Origin of the sequence: Cyclobacterium roseum, from assembly GCF_010119225.1 — a bacterium.
In the GTDB taxonomy this organism is placed as follows: domain Bacteria; phylum Bacteroidota; class Bacteroidia; order Cytophagales; family Cyclobacteriaceae; genus Cyclobacterium; species Cyclobacterium roseum.
In genome coordinates this window covers 571954-593408 of sequence record NZ_WNKF01000002.1, presented here as the reverse complement: position 1 = coordinate 593408, position 21455 = coordinate 571954, and the positions used below count along the sequence as shown (strand labels likewise).

Sequence of the window (21455 nt, the reverse complement as noted above, 5' to 3'; positions counted from 1 at the left end):
TTTTATGAATTTAAGAAAGATACTCATCTTTTCGGTGGCTTGTTTTATTGGGGTTGGATTGGTTCCCTTGCAGGCTCAGCAAGTGACGATGACCTTAAGCGAAAGTATCACTTACGCCTTGGAGAACAACATTGATGTAAAGAACGCTCAGTTGGAAACCTTGATTTCAAGGGCAACGATAGGGGAACAAAGATCACAGGGACTTCCTCAGATAAACAGCACCCTGGAGTTAACTAAAAACGTGCAACCACCTCTAATCATCCTACCCGCAGAGGCGGGTTCGGTTATTGGTGGTGGAGGTGGAGATGGTGGTGGAAACGGTGGGGGTGCCCCGCCGCCAGATGACACGCCAAGTGATATTACTGTGATCCCCTTTGCGGTGAATTTTCAATCCAGTTTGACTACTACCGTCGAACAGATGATTTTTAATGGAAGTTATTTTGTTGGCCTAAAGGCAGCAAAGACCTTGAAGGAGTTGACCGATTATGACAAAGAAAAGGCTGAACTTGATGTGACTGAAGCTGTAAAAAAGGCCTATTTTACCGTTTTGGTTAATGAAGAACGCAGCCGCCTGGTAGCGGCCAACATGGAACGGTTGGATCAGCTACTCGAAGAGACCACCGCGCTATTCGAAGAAGGATTTGTTGAAAAATTGGATGTCTCCAGGATAAGGGTACAGTTGAACAACCTTCAGACAGACTATGACAAGGCTACAACGGCTACTGAAGTGAGCAAATACCTACTAAAAATTCAAATGGGGATGCCATTGGAGTTGGAACTGGTTCTGGAAGAATCCCTGCAGGAATACAGCAATGACGATAACGGATTTTATTCCACCCTGGAAGCCGAAATGCTTAATCGGGTGGAAATTTCTCAACTAGAGAAAAACATTGAACTGGCGACATTGGATTTAAAAAATAATCAGGTACAATATATCCCGAATTTTTCAGCCTTTGGCACCTACCAGCGGGTCACCGGTGCTCAGGATTTCGGGAATGTATTCCAGGCTGACCGATGGTTTTCCACTTCCTTCGTTGGATTAAGGCTTACCATTCCAATTTTTGACGGCTTAAGGAAGAGTTATGTTATTCAAAGCAACAGGTTGCAGATCAAACAACTCGAGAATGCAAAATTCAATACCATTCAGAACATTAAATTGGAAGAATACCAGGCTAAGGCCACACTAAAAAACAGTCTTAAAGCATTGGAGGTACAAAAAGAAAACAGGGTACTGGCCAAAGAGGTTTTCGACATGACAAATATCAAATATCAGGAAGGTGTCGGGTCGAATTTGGAAGTGGTAGAAGCTGATGCCGCACTGAAAGAGGCGGAAACTAATTATTATGCAGCACTTTATGATGCGCTGATCGCAAAAGTGGATTTAGAAAAAGCATTGGGAATTTTAAAATAAAAAAGGATTTAACACATTTATGAAACATACCATCAAGTTTTTAAGCCTTGCCCTACTGGTTGGGGTCGTTTCCTGCTCGGCACAAAAAGACGAGCTTGCCGATAAAAAAGACCAGCTGGAGTCTTACAAATCAGAAGCGGCAGCATTGAAAGTTTCTATTCAGGAATTGGAGGATGAAATCGCTCAATTGGATCCTGAATTTCGGAAGAACCAACGTAAATCCGTCCTTATCACCACCATGCAGCCGGAAAGAGGCGATTTTGAGCACTACGTGGAGGTAACCGGGTCCGTTCTATCTAAAAAGAACGTTAATATTAGTTCCGAGCTTTCCGGAAGGGTTGAGGAAATCGTCACCCGTGAGGGAATGTCCATTCGAAAAGGGCAGGTAATTGCCATCATAGATTCCGAATCGGTAGAAAGAAGCCTTGCTGAAATTCAGACACAGCTGGATTTGGCCAAAACGATCTTCGAAAAGCAAGAACGGCTTTGGAATCAGCAGATAGGAACGGAAATTCAGTATTTGGAGGCTAAGAGCCGAATGGAAACCCTGGAAAAAAACCTGGCTTCCCTGCAATTGCAAAAGGATAAAAGTACCGTCAGAGCTCCTTTTGATGGAACGGTAGAGGAATTGCTGGTTCGGGTAGGCGAGTTGGTTCAACCCGGTACCCCGATTGTCAACATGATAGGAGAAGATGACTTGTTCATTGAGGGAGATATTTCCGAACGGTATATAGGGATACTAGACCAAGGGGATTCGGTGAGCATCCGTTTTCCGTCCATCGATAAAACCTTGAAAACCAAGGTGACAGCCATAGGGAGTGTCATTAATCCGGATAACCGCACATTTAAGGTCGAGGTGTTTTTACCCAGAATGGACCTGGTTAAACCAAATATGCTTTCGGTGTTGAATATTAAAGATTATGAAAATTCTGAAGCGGTCATTGTCCCTACTTATTTGATTTTACAGGATAATAAAGGAAGTTATGTGTTTGTGGTAGAGGAAGGATTAGCTAGAAAAAAATATGTAGAAAGGGGGATGACCTATGAAGGCAAAACCGAAATCCTGGAAGGTTTGGAAGGGTCAGAAACCCTGGTGGATAAAGGTTTCCGGGAAGTTGGAGATAATTTTAATGTAAACATCGCATCGTAAGCATTTATGGCTACAGAAGACAGTTCAAAAAAAGGCGTGATCAGGGAGTTTGGCATTTCTTCGCTTTCGGTGGATAACCGAACCAGCGTGGTGATCCTTACGTTAATCATCACATTTTTAGGCATTTTTGCGTACCGGACCATGCCTAAAGAAAGTTTTCCGGAAATCGTTATTCCTACGGTCTACGTAGGTACGGCCTATCCGGGCAATTCTCCGGTGGATATGGAGAACCTGATCACCAGGCCCATCGAAAAGGAACTTAAGTCGATCAATAATTTGAAAGACGTGAGCTCGACGTCGATTCAGGATTTTTCCTCCATTGTAGTAGAATTTAATCCTAACGTAGATATATCGAAAGCCCTTCAAGACGTGAAGGATGCGGTAGATAAGGCAAAGAGTGAATTGCCAACGGATTTGGATCGGGATCCAGACGTGTTGGAAATCAATACTTCCGAATTCCCGATTATGAATGTCAATATCTCCGGCAACTATACGGAACAGGAGCTGAAGCAATACGGCGAATATTTGGAAGACGAAATTGAAAAACTTACTGAAATTTCCAGTGCTGATTTGAGCGGGACCGTTGAGCGGGAGATTCAGATCAATGCTGATTTGTATAAAATGGAATCCAACGGGGTAACCTTTTCTGATATTTCCAGCGCAGTATCGGATGAGAACGTAACGATTTCCGGAGGCAACATCCTGAGCGGTGATTACCGCAGAACCTTGCGTATTGCAGGGGAATTCACGGATCCCATGCAATTGGAAAACGTTATCGTCAAGACCGAAAATAATAACATCGTATACCTCCGTGATGTGGCTTCCGTGAACGACACTTATAAGGAGCGGGAAAGTTATGCCAGAAGTAATAAGCTCCCGGTGGTTACCATCAACGTGGTCAAAAGGAGTGGCGAAAACCTGCTGGATGCCTCTGATAAAATTAAAGAACTGATAGAAGAAGTAAAAATCAATCGGTTTCCGGAGGATCTGGAAGTAACCATCACCAATGATCAGTCAAAGGCTACCCGGTCTCAGGTAGACAATTTGGAAAATAGCATCATTTCCGGGGTCATTCTGGTGGTATTGGTATTGATGTTTTTTCTGGGGTTCCGGAATGCCCTCTTCGTAGGAATCGCCATTCCATTATCCATGTTCATATCCTTTTTAGTGCTCAATTCGCTGGGAGTGACACTGAATCTGATGGTGTTGTTTTCCTTAATCCTGGCATTGGGAATGCTGGTGGATAACGGCATTGTGGTAGTAGAAAACATTTATCGCTTAATGCAGGAAGGAAAGTCACCCGTCAGGGCAGCTAAAGAGGGAGTTGGAGAGGTGGCCTGGCCGATTATCACTTCTACAGCTACGACGCTTGCCGCCTTTCTTCCGCTGGCATTTTGGGACGATATTATCGGGGAGTTTATGAAATACCTTCCGATCACCCTTATCATCGTGTTGTCCTCTTCACTTTTCGTGGCATTGGTGATTAATCCGGTACTGACGGCCTTGTTCATGAAAATTCAGGATGTGGATGAAAAGAAGCCGGTCAAAAAACCAATGATTGTGGCCGCGGTGCTCACGTTCCTGGCCATTGTATGTTATTTTATAGCTTGGGTAGCACTGGGTAATTTATTATTTCTCGGTGCGCTATTGACTATTTTCAATGTTTTTGCCCTCCGAAAAGCCATTCGCTGGTTTCAAAATGTCTTTTTAGTAAAGCTGGAGAACCTATACGAAAATACGCTTCGCTTTGCATTAAGAGGATTTAAGCCCTATTTCTTTTTTGGAGGAACGGCACTCTTGTTGGTCGTCTCCCTGGTACTACTTGGAATACGGGCTCCTAAAATTCTCTTTTTTCCGGATAACCAGCCCGCGCTGGTAAGTATATACATGGAAAAGCCCATCGGTACGGATATTGAAGCTACGAATGATTTTGTCCATCAGTTGGAAGATGATCTTTTTGAGCTTCTGGAACCCTATGAAAGCATCATAGAATCCGTCATTACCCAAATAGGGGAAGGAACGGGGGACCCCTTGGAAGGACCAAGCCAGGCCACGACCCCGCACAAGGCGAAAATCACCATTGGATTTGAAGAATACCAGTTTCGCGAAGGAGTGAATACCAATGAGGTCATGGAAAAAATCCGGAACCTTGCCGAAGGGTACCCTGGTGTGTTGGTAACGGTAGATAAACAAAGGAATGGTCCTCCCGTGGGGAAACCGATCAATATTGAAGTAAGCGGTGAGAATTTTGATCAGCTCATCACTTTTGTCAATCAATTGCGGGAGCATATTAACGAGTCCGGAATCCAGGGAATCGAAGAGTTGAAGTCGGATCTGGAACTAGGTAATCCGGAACTGATAATCGATATTGATCGTGAAAAGGCGAGAAGGTTTGGCTTATCGACTTCCACGATTGCCAATGAATTGCGGACGGCTTTATTTGGATTAGAAGTTTCCAAATATAAAGAAGGAGAGGACGACTATCCCATCCAGTTACGTTTGGCGAAGGAGTTTCGATACGATATTGGAGCACTATTAAACAAAAAGATCAGTTTTAGGGACAAATTTGGCAATCAAAAAGAAATCCCCATATCCTCTGTGGCCAGTCTGGAATACAGTTCTACCTATGGTTCGGTAAAGCGAAAAGACCTGGAAAGGGTGATTACCTTGTCTTCCAATGTCAATGATGGGTTCAATGCCACTGAAATCAATAATGCCATCAAACAGTTGGTTCAGGATTTTGAGATACCGGAAGGCATAGATGTGAGCTTTACAGGTGAGCAGGAGGAGCAGGCCAAATCGGCTGAATTTCTTACCAGAGCCTTGCTTATTTCCATATCCCTGATATTCCTGATCATTGTAGCCCAGTTCAATTCCGTGACTACCCCATTTATCATCATGGCTTCTGTGGTATTCAGTACCATCGGTGTTTTTCTGGGATTGGTAGCCTTCAATATGAATTTTGTGATTATCATGACCGGAATTGGTATTATTTCCCTGGCAGGGGTGGTGGTAAACAATGCCATTGTTCTGATTGACTATACGAACCTGGTGAGAGAAAGGAGAAGAGAAGAACTGAATATCCCGGAAGGTGAGTTCTTGGCCAAAGAAGATTTGCTGGACAGCATTATTCAGGGCGGTAAGATTAGGTTACGACCGGTGCTGTTAACTGCCGTCACTACCGTGCTGGGGTTGATACCTTTAGCATTGGGGATGAACATCGATTTTTATGGGTTGCTGTCCTCATTTGACCCTAAATTCTATATCGGCGGGGATAATGCAGATTTTTGGGGACCCATGGCCTGGACAGTTATATTTGGCCTAACCTTTGCGACCTTTTTAACGTTAGTAATAGTACCTGTCATGTATTTATTGGCAGACAAATTAAATTCAGTCGCTCGCAAGAGCAACTAATTAAATTTAATTAAAGGTTGGTGGTTTTTTTAAGTGTTCAAACCTCCGGGACATTGTCCCGGAGGTTTTTTAGTTGGGGTATTAGCTACTTTCCTGCCCATAGTAAGCACCTGCGCCGTGTTTTCGCTCGTAGTGTTTCCGGATCAAGGAGGCTTTTAACCGGGTTGCATGGGGGTTTATTTGGAGGGTAAGGTAGGCCATACGAGCGATTTCTTCCAAAACCCGGCTATTGTACACCGCCTTCTGGGCATTCTCTCCCCAGGTGAAAGGGCCATGATTACCAATCAATATCATTTCCACCTCTTCATAGGACAGGTTTTTTTCGGAAAAACAATCCAATATTTGTTGCCCGGTCATGTGTTCGTAATCCCCGGCGATCAACTCATCGGACATAGGCGGGGCACAGGGAATGTCTTTGGTGTTGTGATCTGCATGGGTGGTACCAAAAATCGGAATGTCCATTTGGGATTGCGCCCAGGATACGGCATAAGTAGAATGGGTATGACAAATGCCCCCGATCTTTTGCCAGTGCTTATATAAAAAAGCATGGGTTTTGGTATCCGAGGAGGGCCTCATTTTACCCTCTACCACCTGGTTATCATAATCCACAATAACAATATCTTCCGGTTTGAGGTCCTTATAGGGTAATCCACTGGGTTTGATAGCAAAAACAGCCTTTTCCCTATTTACGGCACTTACATTACCAAACGTATAAACCACCAAACCTAGATGAGGCAGTTCCATATTGGCCTCATAGCAGGCTCTTTTCAATTCTAAATATTCACTCTTCATATGTTATGGACATTTTTTTTATATTAATAGGAGAAACATTGGATGCTTTTTTTTGATTTAAGTATTAAAGGATGACTTCTGGCCATCCTGCTGCAGTCCACTGTACGTTTCTGATTAAAAGTTTTGGTCTCCCCTCGTCTGAGGCATCGTACCCGTGGAAAATAAGGTAATCGGTTCCTTCAAAGGTGTAGGCAGCATTATGGCCTACGCCATGCCAGTTTTCGTTGCCCTTTACCACCAGACTTCCCCCGCCTTCAAGCAGACTTTTTCCATTTTGGTCCCTGTAGGGACCTCTGACATCTTCTGACCTTCCCACCATGACTTTATAGGTACTTTTCTCCCCCCTGCAGCAATAATCAAAGGAGACAAAAAGGTAGTAAAACCCATTCTTTTTGAAAATGAAAGGTGCTTCCAGTGCAGCTTCACCGGCTGACCTATCCTCAGTCGTGAAAGATCTCGCTCTCCGGGCAATACTAAACCAGCTATCAGGCCCCTTTTTTACGGTTTTGAAGTCTTTCTCCAGTTCCACTATTTTCAAACCGCTCCAAAATGAGCCAAAACTTAACCATAAAGAACCTTCCTCGTCCATGATCAAATTGGGATCGATTGCGTTCCACAGGTCCCTTCCCGGAACACTTCGGATGACCAGGCCCTGGTCTTTCCATCCATAATCAGGGGCCGAGGGGTCAAGGCTGGTACTGGTGGCCAACCCTATGGCTGAAGTATTTTTTCCAAAGGCCGAAACGGAGTAATACAGGTAATAGGTACCCTCATGGGCAAATATATCCGGAGCCCAGATGTGATTTCTGAATCCGGGAACGACTTCCGACACCCATTCGGGGGCATTTGAAAAAACCGCAGGTTCTTTTTTCCAGTATTTCATATCGCTGCTGGACCAGACGGCAATTCCCCGTCCGGTAGTAAACAGGTAATACCTTCCCTCCGCCTCAACCATAACCGGGTCGTGGGCTCTCAGTTCCGCCGTCGGTACGTCCTGGCATAAAGCCGGAAAATGGAAATAAGCGAATAGAATGAAAAAAAGACAGTTTTTAATTCGAGCATTCATCTTATTATAGGTTTTTGAGTAGTATGATGTGCTGAATAAGTATAGGTTTCAGCAGGTACTGATCCTTGTTTTCCATTCCCTGTATTTGCTTTACGATATCCATGCCCTCCAGCACCTTCCCAAAAGCTGCAAACCCTTGCCCATCCGGATGGCGCTTACCGCCGTAGTCCAATTCCGGCTGGTCGCCGATGCAAATAAAAAAACTGCTTTGTGCTGAGTTTGGGTCAAGTCTTGCCATGGAAAGGACACCATTTTTATGCAGTATTCCGGTAGACCGGGTGGTTTCTATGGGTATGGGGGGCAATAGTTGGTCCTCAGGAACGTTTCCTCCTTGTATCACCTGTATCTGAATCGTCCTATCGGCTTCATTCCCGGGCGTACAAACCCTAAAAAAGGTGGAGCCATCATAAGCATCGTTTGCCAGGTATTGGAGAAAATTGGCCACCGTTTCGGGAGCTTTATCCGGATAAAGTTCAACTACAATGGGGCCTAATTCTGTTGATATCCTGCACGTTAATGCCGATTGAGCAATGCCATGGAAATAGCTGAAATAGAGCAAAAAGATAAAGCAAACGGACTTATTCATTGAATTTCTGGAATAATCATTTCAATAGCCAGCTATTATTTTTCTCAATATCCAAAAAAAGGATTGCTTGGGCAATTAATTTTGGAGCAGACTGATGGTATTTAATATAATTTCATGTCAAAAAGACATTTTAATTCGGATACCCCCCATTTCACCGGTTATGGAAATTTCTTTTCCAATTATTTTTATTTCCAAAAATAAGGTGTAAATATGACATTTAAAACACAAACAGGTTCTATGAAAAGTTTTTCCCAATACGAAGTATGGTTTATCACGGGCAGCCAGCACCTGTATGGCGAGGCCACCTTGTCTGAGGTAACCCTGCACGCCCGAGAAATAGCTGCGGCTTTGGACGCATCCGAAAAAATAGCGGTCCCAATTGTTTTCAAGCCCATAGTCACCACTTCGGCTGAGATTTATGAAGTAATTGCCCAAGCCAATGCCCAAAAAAATTGCCTAGGCCTCATCACCTGGATGCACACCTTTTCTCCGGCTAAGATGTGGATTAACGGTCTGAAAATTTTGAACAAGCCCCTGCTCCACCTGCATACCCAATTCCAGCGTACCATTCCCTGGGAAACCATCGACATGGATTATATGAATTTGAACCAAAGTGCTCACGGGGATCGGGAATTTGGGTATATCTGTACCCGGATGAAGCTGCGAAGAAAGGTAGTGGTAGGCCATTGGAAAGAGGCATCGGTTCACCAGGAAATCGATTACTGGAGTCGGGCAGCTGCTGGCTGGCACGATTGGCAGGGAGCTCAATTTGTACGATTTGGGGACAACATGCGGCAGGTGGCCGTCACCGAAGGGGATAAAGTGGGCGCCGAGATGCAATTCGGCTTTTCGGTAAATACCCATGCGGTCGGAGACCTCGTTGAGCAAATGAATGGTATTGATCCGGTTTTAGTCGAACGATTGGTGAGCTTGTACGAATCAACCTACACGATGGATGAGAAATTGAAGGTAGCTGGCAGCCATCGGACTTTCCTGAAGGAAGCTGCGCGAATCGAATTAGGCTTGAAGCAGTTCCTTGAAGCAGGAAACTTTAAAGGATTTACCAATACCTTTGAAGATCTTTACGGCATGCACCAGCTTCCGGGCATTGCCGTTCAGCGGTTGACCTGTCAGGGTTACGGCTATGCCGGGGAAGGTGATTGGAAAACCATGGCACTGGTACGTGCCATGAAGGTCATGGGAACAGGCTTGCCTGGTGGGAATGCCTTTATGGAAGATTACACCTACGACTTTCAGGAACAAGGAGGAGTAGTCCTGGGAGCCCACATGCTGGAAGTAGACGAAAGTCTGGCGGAAGGAGAGATCCGATGTGAAGTCCATCCCCTGGGAATTGGGGGAAAAGCAGATCCCGTCAGACTGGTCTTTACGGCGGGTGGAGGCAGCGCCTTAAATGCATCGCTGGTGGCTATGGGCTATAAATACCGATTGGTAATTAACGAAGTCCAGGCCATCAAGCCACCACGTGATCTCCCAAACCTGCCGGTAGCCCGAACCATGTGGCAACCCTTGCCGGATTTTAAAACAGCCTGCGCAGCCTGGATCCTGGCAGGAGGGGCTCATCATACCTGTTTTAGTCAAAACCTTCCCGTAGCGATCCTGGAAGATTTTGCCGAAATGGCCGGGTTGGAATCGCTGGTAATAGATAAGGAAACCAACTTGAGAGGGTTTAAGTTACAGCTGAACCACCTGAATGCCTGAGTGAATTTCCTCAGCAAGGTTTTTGTGTTAGGCTTGGCGAGCCCAAGAACGACCATAGACCTATTACGCTTCCTCAAATGGAAGCACCATCAGAGGGGTTTGGCCATCGTGTACCAAATCATTGATAAAGAATTTCCGGAAAAGCTGGTCGTTTAGGGTTCGGGACCCTTTTTGCAAAACCAGGTAATCGTCGGGAAATTGCCGATACCTTTTCTTGATGATACCAAATGCATCCGAACCTTCGTATAGTTTGACGGTACACTTATAGTGAGTAGAGAATTTGGCTTTTAATTTATCCAGGTAGGCTTCGCTATCGGTTCGTTCCTCCTTTTCCGTCAGGATGGTAAGCAGTTCAATTTCTTCGACGGTGTTACCAATCGTATCCAGCAAATTGGAAAGGGCTTGCTCGTTTAACGGGTACTTTACGTGACAAGCTAATGCTAATTTGGTGGGTATGGCCTGCTCAATGGACTTGGGCAGGGCAATGATCAGCCGGTTTAGATGGTTGATTATATCCGTGGCAGTACTTCCGATCAATAGCTTTTTCAGGAAGCCCGTTCCCTTCAGGCCCAATAGCAGCATGTCTTCGGAGCTTGTTTCTTCTGACAGAAAATGGGTAAGCTGCCTATCAATGGCCAGAAAATCAGCTTCCCCACGGGGTACACCTAATTTTTTCAATGCGTCAGAAAAAGCTTTCTCAGCTTCTTTTTTCTCGAAATCAATTATTTGATTTTTACTAGGGGAGTTGGCAAGGGTAGGTGCCAAACCTGGGATTTTAAAAATGAATTTAAGGGAGACATCATACGATTTTCGCCATTCGAACGCTAATTTTAATATGGTTTCCGTATAGGCTGAAAAATCAATAAGTACGATTAATCTCTTCATGGACAGGCGAAATAATAAACGTTAAATCAAGAGATTAAAGTTAGTGATTATCCGACGATTTTCCATCAACGCCTGGTAAATATGGCTTAATCGAACCTATTGATCCTCATACCATTTTTCGTCAAAGGTATGTGTGGATTCAAATGCTGCCTTCAAGACCCTAATGACCATCCAGATCATTAAAATTGGAGAAAGGGAAAACATCATGAGGATAATCGCTGTGTTAATGTTTACGGCAACTGCCACTACATATATCAGCAAAAATCCAGTTACTATTGCTACGGGAGTTAGGGAATTGTCCATTTTTTCTTCCTTTTACCCTTAAAACACGATGACGGAAAGATTTGTTTACCAATCGGTTACTTTCTGAAAAAAGGATCAATTAACCATTTGCAACCCTGGGGGCCCAATAGGTGCAATAGGCAGCGGCCTCTACCGGCCCTTTAAACAACTGACAGCCTCCGCATTTTCTTTCGGCTGTGGGGGGAAGGTATAGCTGGCAATTGTCACAACGGTTGTCAGAAACCGGTGTACTGGCCTCATAGCCCAATTTTTTCCTTTTTTCCAACTCTTCGTCACTAAGCCCGGTAAGGTCGGCACAGTCCGTTACTCCCTCCAGCTCGTATTCTTTCTTTGGTGGTGCACATCGGGATAAGAAATAAACCAGACCGGTGGATCCGAGTAAATACTTTAGGAGATTTCTACGCGTCATGCAGGAAGTAAATTTTAGGGAAGACCGGCGAGGTCCTTCAGGTGTGGGTTTCGGTTTGATTTTATTTTATTTTGATTCGAGTAGGGAAAGCAAGGATGATACGTTTTCGTCAGGTTGATCGGAAGACCTTTCCAGCCCAGCTTTTAAGCCGTCCAGTCCAGCCGGCTTCCAATTTTCATGTGCGTTGCCGGAAAGGGAGGAAAGCAATTCCACGTAGGATTGGATGGATTCTTCGTTTCCTTTTGCTCCCTGTATATGAGCGACCTCCTTGATGTAATCCATTTTCCAACTTTCGGGATCATCAAAAAAGGCGTGGTTTTTATCCAAAATCGCTAATGTTTCGGGATCCGACCCTGGATTTGAACTAAGAATTGCCATTCGAAACCATTTGTTGTCGCCTTTCTCCATCAGGGATTCTGCCATTTGTTCCTTGGCAAACGAGCTTTCGTAATTGCCCAGGCTCAAAATGGCCTGCAAGGAGACCATGGTGGAGGGATCCTTCGTTTTAGCGGCTATTGCCGCTTCCATTTCCGGATAGGATTCTGCCAAAACCAGCGCATTCTTACGCACCCCTGGGTGCTCGCTTTGTAGGGCATTGGTAACCAGCTCCTGGGTCAGTGCGTCCATGGATGCTAACAGGTACAAGGCCAAAACCCGGGCCTCGGGCATCTCTTCCCCGGCCAAACTTTTTAGGAAGGGGACATATTCCTGCTTTGGATCTTCCAGGATCAGACGCTGGGCGGTTGTTCTTCGCCATCCGTTTTCGTGTTTTAATTCACCCACCAATGTAGCCGCATCCATGGATGAAAAATCAGGAAGGGCATTCAATTGGGACGTTTTACCCTTTGGAAGAATGCGGTAAATTCTCCCTTTTTCCTCGCCGTTCATAAAATCCATTTCCTCTTTTAAATCATCCGGTATGGAAACGGGAGTCTCAATATGTTGCCGGTAAAAATCCACCAGGTAAAGGTAACCATCCGGGCCAACGGTAAAGCCTACAGGCCGGAACCAGGGGTCAGTCGCGGCAATAAATTCCCGATTTTTTTCTTCAGCTGGCCTTCGGGCAATTTGGGTAGGACCTTGGCTATCCGGGATCAGCAGGTCCCGGTGTACCAAATTTCCAGCCACATCGCCGGTAAATACATTTCCGCTGAATTCTTCCGGAAAAGCTCCTCCGTTATAAACGATTCCCCCTGAAGCACCCGTAAAATAGTCTTCCGCATGTTCTACCCGGTCCAATTCCTGCTCTTGGTATTGCTTATTGCGCCGCATGGTTCTTTCTGCTCTCCAATAAGGGGGAGGGGTCATTTGGAACATTTCAAAATCATGATCGGAAATATTATGGTTTACGGACATGCTGGATAAGTGACCGTGTCGCTCCAGATACCTTCTGGGGATAACCGCCTGCTGTATATGCAAAGTGTTTTGGGTAAAAAACTTATTGCCCCAGTTGTCGAAGGTCATCCCAAACTGAGCGGTGCCGCTTTCTTTTTCAAATTTTTCCTTGTCCAGGCGAAATCTAAAATCCGCGCCCTGTAGGTTTAGGGCTGCTGCTTCCGGTTTTTCGCTATAGGTTACTTCGCCTCGTTGGCCGTTATTGGCCGCATATATCCAATTGTCTATGCCAAGGCGGAGATTGGTAATCTGAGCCTCGGAGTTGTTTTCAAAGAAACCGGAAAAAAGTTGTTCTTTGCTATCTGCCTTGCCGTCTCCATCGAGGTCTTTCATGTAATAAATATAAGGAGCTGCAGTGACCAGTAGTCCACCTTTCCAGGGCATGAGGCTGGTGGCATCGGCGATACCCTCCGCAAACACGATGGAGGAATCAATGGTACCATCCCCATCTGTATCTACTAGCTTTTTTATGACGCCACGGCCTTCTCCCGGCTCCGGTTTGTAAGGGTAATCCGGCATTTCCACGGCATAAGCCGCGCCGGTTTCATCAAATACCAGATCTACCGGATCTTTGATATGCGGCTCTGCCGCAAATAATTGAATGTCAAACCCTTCATGTATGGAAAAGGTCTCCATGGATGCTTCAGGGCTCAGCGGGTCCGCATATTTATCTTCATGGCAGGAGCTCAATCCCCAAGTCAGGAGAATGCTCGCCAAAAGGGAGGTGGCTGTTCGTGTCATTTATTTTGTGGGTATATTCGTACAGTAAGCCAATATCTTACATTAATTGAAAAAAATAAAATTATTGTAAGATCAAATGAGACGATAGTATCAATTTTTACGCAAGCGGAACATAGACAGGATCGCCTACTCCAATGAATTTTGATTTTCAGGTTTGAATCCGAAGAACTCATCCAGAAAGGCATACGCCTCTTTTCGGACGGCAGGAGGGAAGTCATGTCCCGTATCCGGATACCGAACGATCAAATTCGCCGGAAACCCGAGCCAGGTATATACCGGTTGGACTTCGGCTATGCCGGCTTTTACGCCATCCACGGCGAAATTGCTATCCTGAAGGGGGGCATTTGTGAAAACCGGTCTTGGAGCAATGGAAGCAATAATATCTGTAAAATCAAATGGAAGATGGGCATCCGGGAGTAGTTTTTTTATAGCGGGCATGTACCGTTCTTGTGCCCAGGGACCAAGCCTTCCACCATATCGTTCTGTTCCCGCCTCCCCAATGTCATAATAGGCAAAGGGAGTCCAACCACAACTGCTGACCACCGCCTGAATGCGCTCGTCATGGGCCGCAGCAAAAAGGGCATTGTGTCCACCCAAGGAATGCCCGATCACCCCAATCCGGTTTGGATCCACCTCCTTCATCTGACTCAATACATCCACACAACGCAGGTGATTCCAAACACCAAGGAGCGTGCCGGAGGGAAATCCATCCTTGCTAAAATCATGATCCTTTTGCTCCCCGAAGCTAGGGTAATCTGGTGCCATGACTACATAACCCCTCTCTGCCAGCTCCCGGGCAATCCCCCTGTTTTCCAGGGGGCCTTGTCCATCCACGATCTTTTTACCCAGTTCACCTGTACTATGTAGCACCAACATGGCCGGACGGGCTGAGCTATTTTCCGGAAGGTACAAATAGGCGGTGACCTCGTTGGTATCGTCAGAAGCAAAACGGATACGGTACCGGGTAAATCCCTTTTCTTTAACCGTATCCAGGTAGGTAAGGGAGGGCAAGGCAAGGTTCTCCCGGGAAGGGAGAGTGCCCATGACTGCCGCCATGTTATTTTTCCAGGCCCTCTTTTTATCCTTCCATTCATCCAGTGTTTTGACAGGGACGGCTTTTTCATTTTGGAGGATATAGGGACTCTTTTGGGCGTTTATGGGTGCCGGATTGTGAAGCAAATTGTTTATGGCTTTCATCAGAATAGGTTCGGCTTCCGGGGTTACCGGACTGACGTTTATTTCGTAACCATCTTCTTTGTAGGCAGCTGTCGTGCCAATATAAAAAGGCCCGTAGTCCCCATAGGCGGCCATGGCCACAAAAAGGTCCGGTCGTTCTGCTTTGGCAGCCAATTGGTATTCTACAAAAAGCTCACCCGGCAGGTGAAGGATGCGGGCATTTCCAATGGAAAGGCAGCTAATGGCTATCTTTTTACCTTGCTGCTGTCGCTGATACCAGGCCAGTTTTTGCAGGTTATTGGTGAGCCACCGGGCATTTTGCTGATGCATTTCCCGGGCAATGTCAGGAACGTTTTCATTGGCAGGTAGCAGTACCGCTTCTTGCTGCCAATAGACAGCGGTGGGGTTGATTTTCGATTTGACGGTATTTTGCCAGGCTTGTTCCATGCCCGCAGCCAGCCTTTCGGCTAGGATTTTCCGGTTGATTTTTGCTCCGTCATTGTACTTGCCAGCGGTCACATTTGCCCCGGCTCCATTAAAATGGACATGTAAAGCCTCCGGTACGGCAAGTTGCCTTAGGTAGCGGGCGATTCCGGGAAAATCCGGGTTGGCGATCTTGGTTAGGTAGTAACTTTGGGGGTGCACGGCATAATAGCTCAGCACGGCCAGCGGCTCCTCTTCGTTCCAAAAGCTGATTAACGAAACTTCCGGATCGATCAGTCCCTCCGGGTAATCCCTGATTTTTGGGTCTTTGGTAGAAGACGTCCGGGAATAGCGGATTTTCCCATCGGGTCCTTTGATGCGCCGGTTGGAAGCTACCTTCTCTACGTTGGCATTCCCTGTGCCAATATGGGTGAGGGGCTGGGGAGACTGCATGGCCTGTTGAATGGCATGGTCCAGTCTATCCAATAGCACCCTATCAAAGGAACTGTCAAAAGCTTTTGGATCCAAGCCGGCATCCTTCAGAAGTTTTTCCGCCCCCCAATCACTAATCGGCGCATCGTGCTGATGCACCGTATGTACGGCTACCCGGGAGGGGAGGGTGGAGGCTGCTTTGGCCAGCCTGGATTTAAAGGCATCCTGACTTTCATTAGCAATACCAATCCAGTCTACTGCGCAAAGGACGATGGGCAATCCACTGCCAATGATGACGATTCCCCGGGCACGAAGCCCCAGGTCGTCCTTTTTTTCCATGGGATCATAAGCCAGCAGGCTTCCAACAGGGGGTGTGGCATCTACATCAAAAACGGCCAGGGACAAGCCGCTTTCGCTACTGTCCTCGATTTGCCGGCCCATTCCTGGAAGGGTAGAAAACAGCAACATCAGCAGGCCCGGGATCAGGTGGGAAGCTGTAAGCAAAAAAGGAAACTTCTTGTTATTCATCGGTTAGTTGGGTTTGCTGGTAAATCCAGGAAATCATTTCTTGTTGGGATGCCCATCCGAAACGGTTGAACCCTTTTGGTATATACTGATCAGGCTTGTGTTCGGTCCCCATCTGATGGGAAATTTTTTCCAGTTGCTTCAGGCTCCTGCTAATGTCTTGCAAGTCGGCGTGTCGATCCTGTTCCGGGCTGATTACCAGCAGGGGCCTGGGAAGAATGGCCGCCAGCATTTCCGGAAAATCCACCGGTATGGCGGAAGGACTTTCGGAATTAAACCCCCAATGGGGTACCAACCCATACAGGTGTGAATAGGCTTTGATCCCTTCCATGGATGCATCGGCGCTGCGTAATGGCGTAAAGGCCGACGCGATTGCCAATCCAGCCACTTGATCGTCCAGGGCGGCAGTGAATAACCCCACGGTCCCGCCAAGTGCATATCCTGCCAGAAAAATCCGGTTGGAATCCAAGCCTTCTACCTGACCTAGGGCTCGAATCGCATCCCTCGTATCTTTGACCATTTTGCCCATTTTGGACCAATGAGGATACCTTTCGTAAAAGGATGCCCCTTCCTCAATTCGGCTGCCATATCCCAGCAGGTCCATGGTGAACACGGCCATCCCCTTATCCAGGCATTCCCGTATGAAGGGATTCATTTCGGCATCGAATCCGGTGTTGATGTATTTGTGCAGGTACACGACGACCGGAATTTTACTTTCGTTGGTCAATGGTTTATCCAGGGGGATGTATAAAGCTCCGTGCTGGTAATCTCCCAGCGCATTGTAGGGAGCAATGTTTTGCCTCCGGCCATTGGAAACGGCCGGACGGTTTAATAACAGGTCCATGTAGTCGGTTTTGGAACTGAGCGAAGTGATGGGAGAAGCGGCAATTCCTTCGGGCTGTTCACCCAGTGTCCATTGCGTCCATTTTCGGATATCCTCCTGCCAGTCATTTACCTCAGGTCCCTCTCCGGTTTGGCTGGTATTAAGGTATTCCTCCAGGCTCAGGGGTTTCCTTTTGAGGGTATTTGTTGGGTTCTTGTTCTGTTTCCAGGTATCAAAGTCATACGCATAATACCGCTTGTTTTCCCAGGTATCCTGCGACCTGCCAAATTGAATGTCCAGCCAGTCCACGTAGGATTCGATATCCCGTGCGGCAAGGGCATGTTTGCCATCCCGAAAGCGCAAGCTTACCTTATCGGGAACGCCGAGAAAGGTATATACTTCTTTAAGAGACTTGTAATTTTGCTCAATCGCCCAGGGGTCGCCACCACCTGCTTCCCGAATGGAGGAACTTAATAATAAGGCGTTTGGGGCGATCAACGCCATAAGGGAATTTTGATCAATGGGCAATTTATGTTCCCTTCCGTTATAAAAGCGTAACCTTGGGTGAAACCACTGCGGCCGGATGGAATTGAGGTAATCGATGGATTCGTTCGCATGTCTTTCATCGGTGTAGCGGTAAGGGATTTCCCCGCCTGTTCCGCCACTGCTGCTGATCACTGCCGTAATCCGGGGATCAAAAGCGGCCGCAAACAAGGATAATTTGGCATTTCGCGAATGACCCGTCAGGGCAATTTTTTCTTTATCCACCTGGGGAAGGGAATACAGGTAATCCACGGCCCGATGTGCTCCCCAGGCACGGGTCATCAGGGCAGACCAATCGTATTCGGGATACACTTCCTGGTAATGGATGGTTTCATCGAAAACATCTGCCCCGGCATAAATCACTCCCAAATACCCCCTTCTTACGGCTATTTGAACCCAACCCCGGTGGTTCCATTGACTTATAAATACGGGATGGGGTCCGGGTCCGGGAGGAAGGAATACTTCCAGGGTCAGCCGGGCTTTGGGGTGTTCGCCAAATCGGAGGACCACCGTCTGAACTTTGATTTTGCCTTCCATTCGCTCTTCGGTGATTTCCCAACTCAGGTTTTCCGGCGGGTCGGGAAAGGTGCCCGAAAGCAGGTGTTGGACCTGATGGCTGATGACCTCTCTTTGGGATTCCCACTGAGCCAGCGACGTTATGGGAGTAGGGTTCTTTCCTTCATTCATGACCAGTAGTTCGGGAAGAAAGGGAATATCCGGCATCAGCTCAAAGTTGGGAGGAAGCTCACCGGTTCGTTTTTGCCAGGCGTCCCAGGTGCTGTCTTTGAAGCTGAGCCGCTCAAAGGAGGAAAAAACGTTTCGTGCCCTTTCGTTCGGTAGGGGATGCGGGCGGTTGTTTTCCAGCAGGTTTTCCAGATAGGCCTTTCGTGGTAAGCTGTCCTCCGTTTGAGTCTGAGCGGCAGGTGGATTAAACAGCAAAAATGCTGGCAATAGTAGGAAGATCGGTGGGAAGAAGACGAAATGGCGGGAGTTTTTCATAGCTATAAGGTACGGATATACCTTCAAATTTGTCATTATATAGTTGAAAATACCAAATCTTAATTCATTCAGCGGTAGAAATACTTCCTGATCAGGTAAAATCGCAAACTTTCAATGATTCCATTCCTAAAAACTAAGAAAAATGGCATTGTGAATGGTATTATTTAAGAAATTGCTGAATTTTCGGCAGCTTCCCCATGTAAGAACTGGTTATAACCATCTTTTACCATTTCTTTCTTGAAAGGAATGGGAATAATAATATCTTTGTCGAAATTTAAAATACATATATTTCTCTAATAGCTGATATGGAACAATTATTTCTCTATTTGGTCCCTTTTTTGGGTGTTGTTGGGCTAGTGGTGATGGCCGTAAAATCTGCCTGGGTGACGAGGCAACCTACCGGTGATAAGAATATGGTCGAATTGGCCGGTTACATTGCCAAAGGAGCCATGTCATTTCTGAGGGCTGAATGGAAAGTAATGTTTTACTTTGTCGTGATCGCTGCCATTATTTTGGGGTGGTCCGGAACCTTGCTGGATAATTCCAGCCCGGTGATTGCTATCTCGTTTATAATAGGAGCGGTACTATCTGCTTTCGCTGGCTACCTGGGAATGAAGATAGCTACCAAGTCCAATGTTAGGACGACAGAAGCGGCGAAAACCAGTCTTGCCAAGGCCTTGAATGTGTCTTTTACGGGAGGCACGGTAATGGGGCTTGGAGTGGCCGGATTGGCGGTTCTGGGAATGGGAGGCTTGTTTATCGTCTTTTACCATATGTTTGTACTTTCTGCAGGAGGGGGTGTAAATGGACATGAAATGGAAACGGCACTGGAGGTGCTGGCAGGGTTTTCCCTGGGAGCCGAGTCGATCGCCCTTTTTGCCAGAGTAGGAGGGGGGATTTATACCAAGGCTGCCGATGTGGGTGCTGATTTGGTAGGAAAGGTAGAAGCCGGAATCCCGGAGGATGATGTACGAAATCCGGCTACCATTGCCGATAATGTGGGAGACAATGTAGGCGATGTGGCCGGCATGGGCGCCGACCTTTTCGGGTCTTATGTGGCCACCATATTAGCTTCCATGGTCTTGGGAAGAGAGATTGTAAGTAACGATAATTTTGGAGGGATTGCCCCTATATTATTGCCACTGGTAATAGCTGGTTTGGGCTTGGTTTTCTCGATTGTGGGAACGCTTTTTGTAAAAATAAAGTCCGAAACAGGAAACGTGCAGGCAGCCCTGAACCGGGGAAATTGGATTTCAATCTTATTGACGGTAGCGGCCTCTTTCTTTGTGATCGATTACATGCTGCCGGAGGGTGATCTGGTCATGTCCCGGCTGAATTCTGTCACCTTTACTAAAATGGGCGTATTTGGGGCAGTTTTTATCGGATTGATCGTCGGGGCACTGATGAGTATCATTACGGAACATTACACAGCAATGGGCAAAGGCCCGGTGAATTCCATCATCCGACAATCTTCCACCGGCCACGCCACGAATATTATCGGCGGCCTGGCCGTAGGAATGCAATCCACTGTTTTTCCAATTCTGGTATTGGCAGGAGGAATTTTCACCTCTTACATGGCAGCCGGATTGTACGGAGTGGCGATTGCAGCCGCCGGAATGATGGCCACCACCGCAATGCAATTAGCAATTGATGCGTTTGGCCCCATTGCCGACAATGCTGGCGGAATAGCCGAGATGTCCGGATTGCCAAAAGAAGTAAGAGAAAGAACCGATATCCTGGATGCCGTCGGCAATACCACGGCAGCCACAGGTAAGGGATTTGCCATCGCCTCAGCAGCGCTAACAGCCTTGGCGTTATTTGCCGCTTATGTAGGAATTTCCGGTATTTCCACCATTGATATTTACAAGGCAGACGTGTTGTCTGGATTGTTTGTGGGCGCCATGATTCCATTTATTTTTTCTTCTCTGGCCATAGCGGCGGTAGGAAGAGCAGCCATGGACATGGTCAATGAGGTGAGGAGGCAGTTCAAGGAAATGCCCGGAATTATGGAGTTCAAAACCAAGCCGGATTACGAGAAATGCGTGGAAATCTCCACCAAAGCTTCCATCCGGGAGATGGTGGCTCCCGGAGCCATTGCCTTGGTTTCTCCGATTATCGTGGGGTTCCTTTTTGGCCACGAAGTATTGGGAGGGATGCTGGCAGGAGTGACCGTTTCCGGGGTGCTGATGGGAATATTCCAGAATAATGCCGGCGGGGCCTGGGATAATGCCAAAAAGTCATTCGAAAAAGGTGTGGAAATTAACGGAGAGATGTATTACAAGGGTTCTGAACCCCACAAGGCCTCTGTAACCGGAGATACGGTAGGAGATCCTTTTAAAGATACCTCTGGCCCTTCCATGAATATCCTGATTAAACTGACCTCCATTGTTTCCATCGTCATTGCCCCCTATATCCCCCTGGACAGTCCCTTGGGTATTTCGGATAATGCTGACGTGGAAGCCCTGCCAAAAGTGGTACAGGTGCAGCAAGAACCGCCCGCATCAATCGAAACGCTGGAGGTGAATTAATTCCTTACGTATTTTATTCAAGCATTGCTAAAAGCCACCTCAAATTCCGGGGCGGCTTTTTATTTGGCACCTGGGTTTTTTCCAGGCCCCGCTCTTTTGGGAGATATTTTCGTTTCTGGGAGTAAATTTGGTAAA

At 46.7% G+C, this 21455-nt stretch carries 14 protein-coding genes; 5 read left to right on the top strand and 9 right to left on the bottom strand.

All coding sequences use genetic code 11. The features are described 5' to 3' along the window. The first annotated feature begins 4 nt into the window (after positions 1-4). Genes GJQ68_RS04990 through GJQ68_RS04980 form a run of 3 tightly spaced genes read left to right on the top strand, consistent with a single transcriptional unit; the run spans position 5 to position 5975 of the window. The gene (locus tag GJQ68_RS04990; protein WP_162416187.1) at positions 5-1411 is read left to right on the top strand and encodes a TolC family protein; all 1407 of its coding nucleotides are present in this window, start codon (positions 5-7) and stop codon (positions 1409-1411) included. Positions 1412-1430: 19 nt separating this feature from the next. Further along, positions 1431-2561 (top strand): efflux RND transporter periplasmic adaptor subunit, encoded by a 1131-nt coding sequence (locus GJQ68_RS04985; RefSeq protein ID WP_162416186.1) that lies wholly within the window; start codon positions 1431-1433, stop codon positions 2559-2561. A 6-nt stretch (positions 2562-2567) separates the two neighbouring features. Next, a complete protein-coding gene (locus GJQ68_RS04980) occupies positions 2568-5975 on the top strand; it encodes an efflux RND transporter permease subunit (protein ID WP_162416185.1) in 3408 nt (1135 codons plus the stop codon). 81 nt (positions 5976-6056) lie between these two features. On the opposite strand, the gene GJQ68_RS04975 is transcribed toward GJQ68_RS04980, so the two are convergent. From GJQ68_RS04975 to GJQ68_RS04965, 3 genes are all read right to left on the bottom strand, one after another. Next, positions 6057-6767 carry an L-ribulose-5-phosphate 4-epimerase gene (locus tag GJQ68_RS04975; protein WP_162416184.1) on the bottom strand — a complete coding sequence of 237 codons (711 nt, stop codon included), beginning with the start codon at positions 6765-6767 and terminating at the stop codon, positions 6057-6059. 64 nt (positions 6768-6831) lie between these two features. Further along, on the bottom strand, positions 6832-7833 hold the full coding sequence (locus GJQ68_RS04970) for an arabinan endo-1,5-alpha-L-arabinosidase (protein ID WP_162416183.1): 1002 nt from the start codon (positions 7831-7833) through the stop codon (positions 6832-6834). 4 nt (positions 7834-7837) lie between these two features. Continuing rightward, positions 7838-8419: a peptidylprolyl isomerase gene (locus GJQ68_RS04965; protein WP_162416182.1), complete on the bottom strand. Its 582-nt coding sequence runs from the start codon at positions 8417-8419 to the stop codon at positions 7838-7840. A 237-nt stretch (positions 8420-8656) separates the two neighbouring features. Here GJQ68_RS04965 and araA point away from each other — a divergent pair, with 237 nt between their 5' ends. After that, complete coding sequence (araA, locus tag GJQ68_RS04960; RefSeq protein ID WP_162416181.1) at positions 8657-10138, top strand: L-arabinose isomerase; 1482 nt, start codon at positions 8657-8659, stop codon at positions 10136-10138. 63 nt (positions 10139-10201) lie between these two features. On the opposite strand, the gene GJQ68_RS04955 is transcribed toward araA, so the two are convergent. From GJQ68_RS04955 to GJQ68_RS04930, 6 genes are all read right to left on the bottom strand, one after another. Continuing rightward, complete coding sequence (locus GJQ68_RS04955) at positions 10202-11023, bottom strand: universal stress protein (RefSeq protein WP_162416180.1); 822 nt, start codon at positions 11021-11023, stop codon at positions 10202-10204. Between the two features lie 96 nt (positions 11024-11119). Then, positions 11120-11326, bottom strand: coding sequence for a hypothetical protein (locus GJQ68_RS04950; protein WP_162416179.1), 207 nt, complete (start codon positions 11324-11326; stop codon positions 11120-11122). A 79-nt stretch (positions 11327-11405) separates the two neighbouring features. Next, positions 11406-11735, bottom strand: a complete 330-nt coding sequence (locus GJQ68_RS04945) for a high-potential iron-sulfur protein (protein ID WP_162416178.1) — start codon at positions 11733-11735, stop codon at positions 11406-11408. 66 nt (positions 11736-11801) lie between these two features. Continuing rightward, positions 11802-13871: a PVC-type heme-binding CxxCH protein gene (locus tag GJQ68_RS04940; RefSeq protein WP_162416177.1), complete on the bottom strand. Its 2070-nt coding sequence runs from the start codon at positions 13869-13871 to the stop codon at positions 11802-11804. A 126-nt stretch (positions 13872-13997) separates the two neighbouring features. Further along, positions 13998-16430, bottom strand: a complete 2433-nt coding sequence (locus GJQ68_RS04935) for an alpha/beta hydrolase family protein (protein WP_235941096.1) — start codon at positions 16428-16430, stop codon at positions 13998-14000. Then, complete coding sequence (locus tag GJQ68_RS04930) at positions 16423-18792, bottom strand: alpha/beta hydrolase (RefSeq protein ID WP_162416176.1); 2370 nt, start codon at positions 18790-18792, stop codon at positions 16423-16425. Before GJQ68_RS04930 ends, GJQ68_RS04935 begins: the two co-directional genes overlap by 8 nt. Positions 18793-19097: 305 nt before the next feature. Here GJQ68_RS04930 and GJQ68_RS04925 point away from each other — a divergent pair, with 305 nt between their 5' ends. Continuing rightward, the gene (locus GJQ68_RS04925) at positions 19098-21320 is read left to right on the top strand and encodes a sodium-translocating pyrophosphatase (protein WP_162416175.1); all 2223 of its coding nucleotides are present in this window, start codon (positions 19098-19100) and stop codon (positions 21318-21320) included. Positions 21321-21455: the final 135 nt, after the last annotated feature.

Excerpts from the sequence above, each read along its gene's own strand:
- GJQ68_RS04925 (WP_162416175.1), top strand. The coding sequence starts at position 19,098 with ATGGAACAATTATTTCTCTATTTGGTCCCTTTTTTGGGTGTTGTTGGG.
- GJQ68_RS04940 (WP_162416177.1), bottom strand. The coding sequence starts at position 13,871 with ATGACACGAACAGCCACCTCCCTTTTGGCGAGCATTCTCCTGACTTGG.
- GJQ68_RS04945 (WP_162416178.1), bottom strand. The coding sequence starts at position 11,735 with ATGACGCGTAGAAATCTCCTAAAGTATTTACTCGGATCCACCGGTCTG.
- GJQ68_RS04980 (WP_162416185.1), top strand. The coding sequence starts at position 2,568 with ATGGCTACAGAAGACAGTTCAAAAAAAGGCGTGATCAGGGAGTTTGGC.
- araA (WP_162416181.1), top strand. The coding sequence starts at position 8,657 with ATGAAAAGTTTTTCCCAATACGAAGTATGGTTTATCACGGGCAGCCAG.
- GJQ68_RS04950 (WP_162416179.1), bottom strand. The coding sequence starts at position 11,326 with ATGGACAATTCCCTAACTCCCGTAGCAATAGTAACTGGATTTTTGCTG.
- GJQ68_RS04975 (WP_162416184.1), bottom strand. The coding sequence starts at position 6,767 with ATGAAGAGTGAATATTTAGAATTGAAAAGAGCCTGCTATGAGGCCAAT.
- GJQ68_RS04930 (WP_162416176.1), bottom strand. The coding sequence starts at position 18,792 with ATGAAAAACTCCCGCCATTTCGTCTTCTTCCCACCGATCTTCCTACTA.
- GJQ68_RS04990 (WP_162416187.1), top strand. The coding sequence starts at position 5 with ATGAATTTAAGAAAGATACTCATCTTTTCGGTGGCTTGTTTTATTGGG.
- GJQ68_RS04955 (WP_162416180.1), bottom strand. The coding sequence starts at position 11,023 with ATGAAGAGATTAATCGTACTTATTGATTTTTCAGCCTATACGGAAACC.
- GJQ68_RS04985 (WP_162416186.1), top strand. The coding sequence starts at position 1,431 with ATGAAACATACCATCAAGTTTTTAAGCCTTGCCCTACTGGTTGGGGTC.
- GJQ68_RS04935 (WP_235941096.1), bottom strand. The coding sequence starts at position 16,430 with ATGAATAACAAGAAGTTTCCTTTTTTGCTTACAGCTTCCCACCTGATC.
- GJQ68_RS04965 (WP_162416182.1), bottom strand. The coding sequence starts at position 8,419 with ATGAATAAGTCCGTTTGCTTTATCTTTTTGCTCTATTTCAGCTATTTC.
- GJQ68_RS04970 (WP_162416183.1), bottom strand. The coding sequence starts at position 7,833 with ATGAATGCTCGAATTAAAAACTGTCTTTTTTTCATTCTATTCGCTTAT.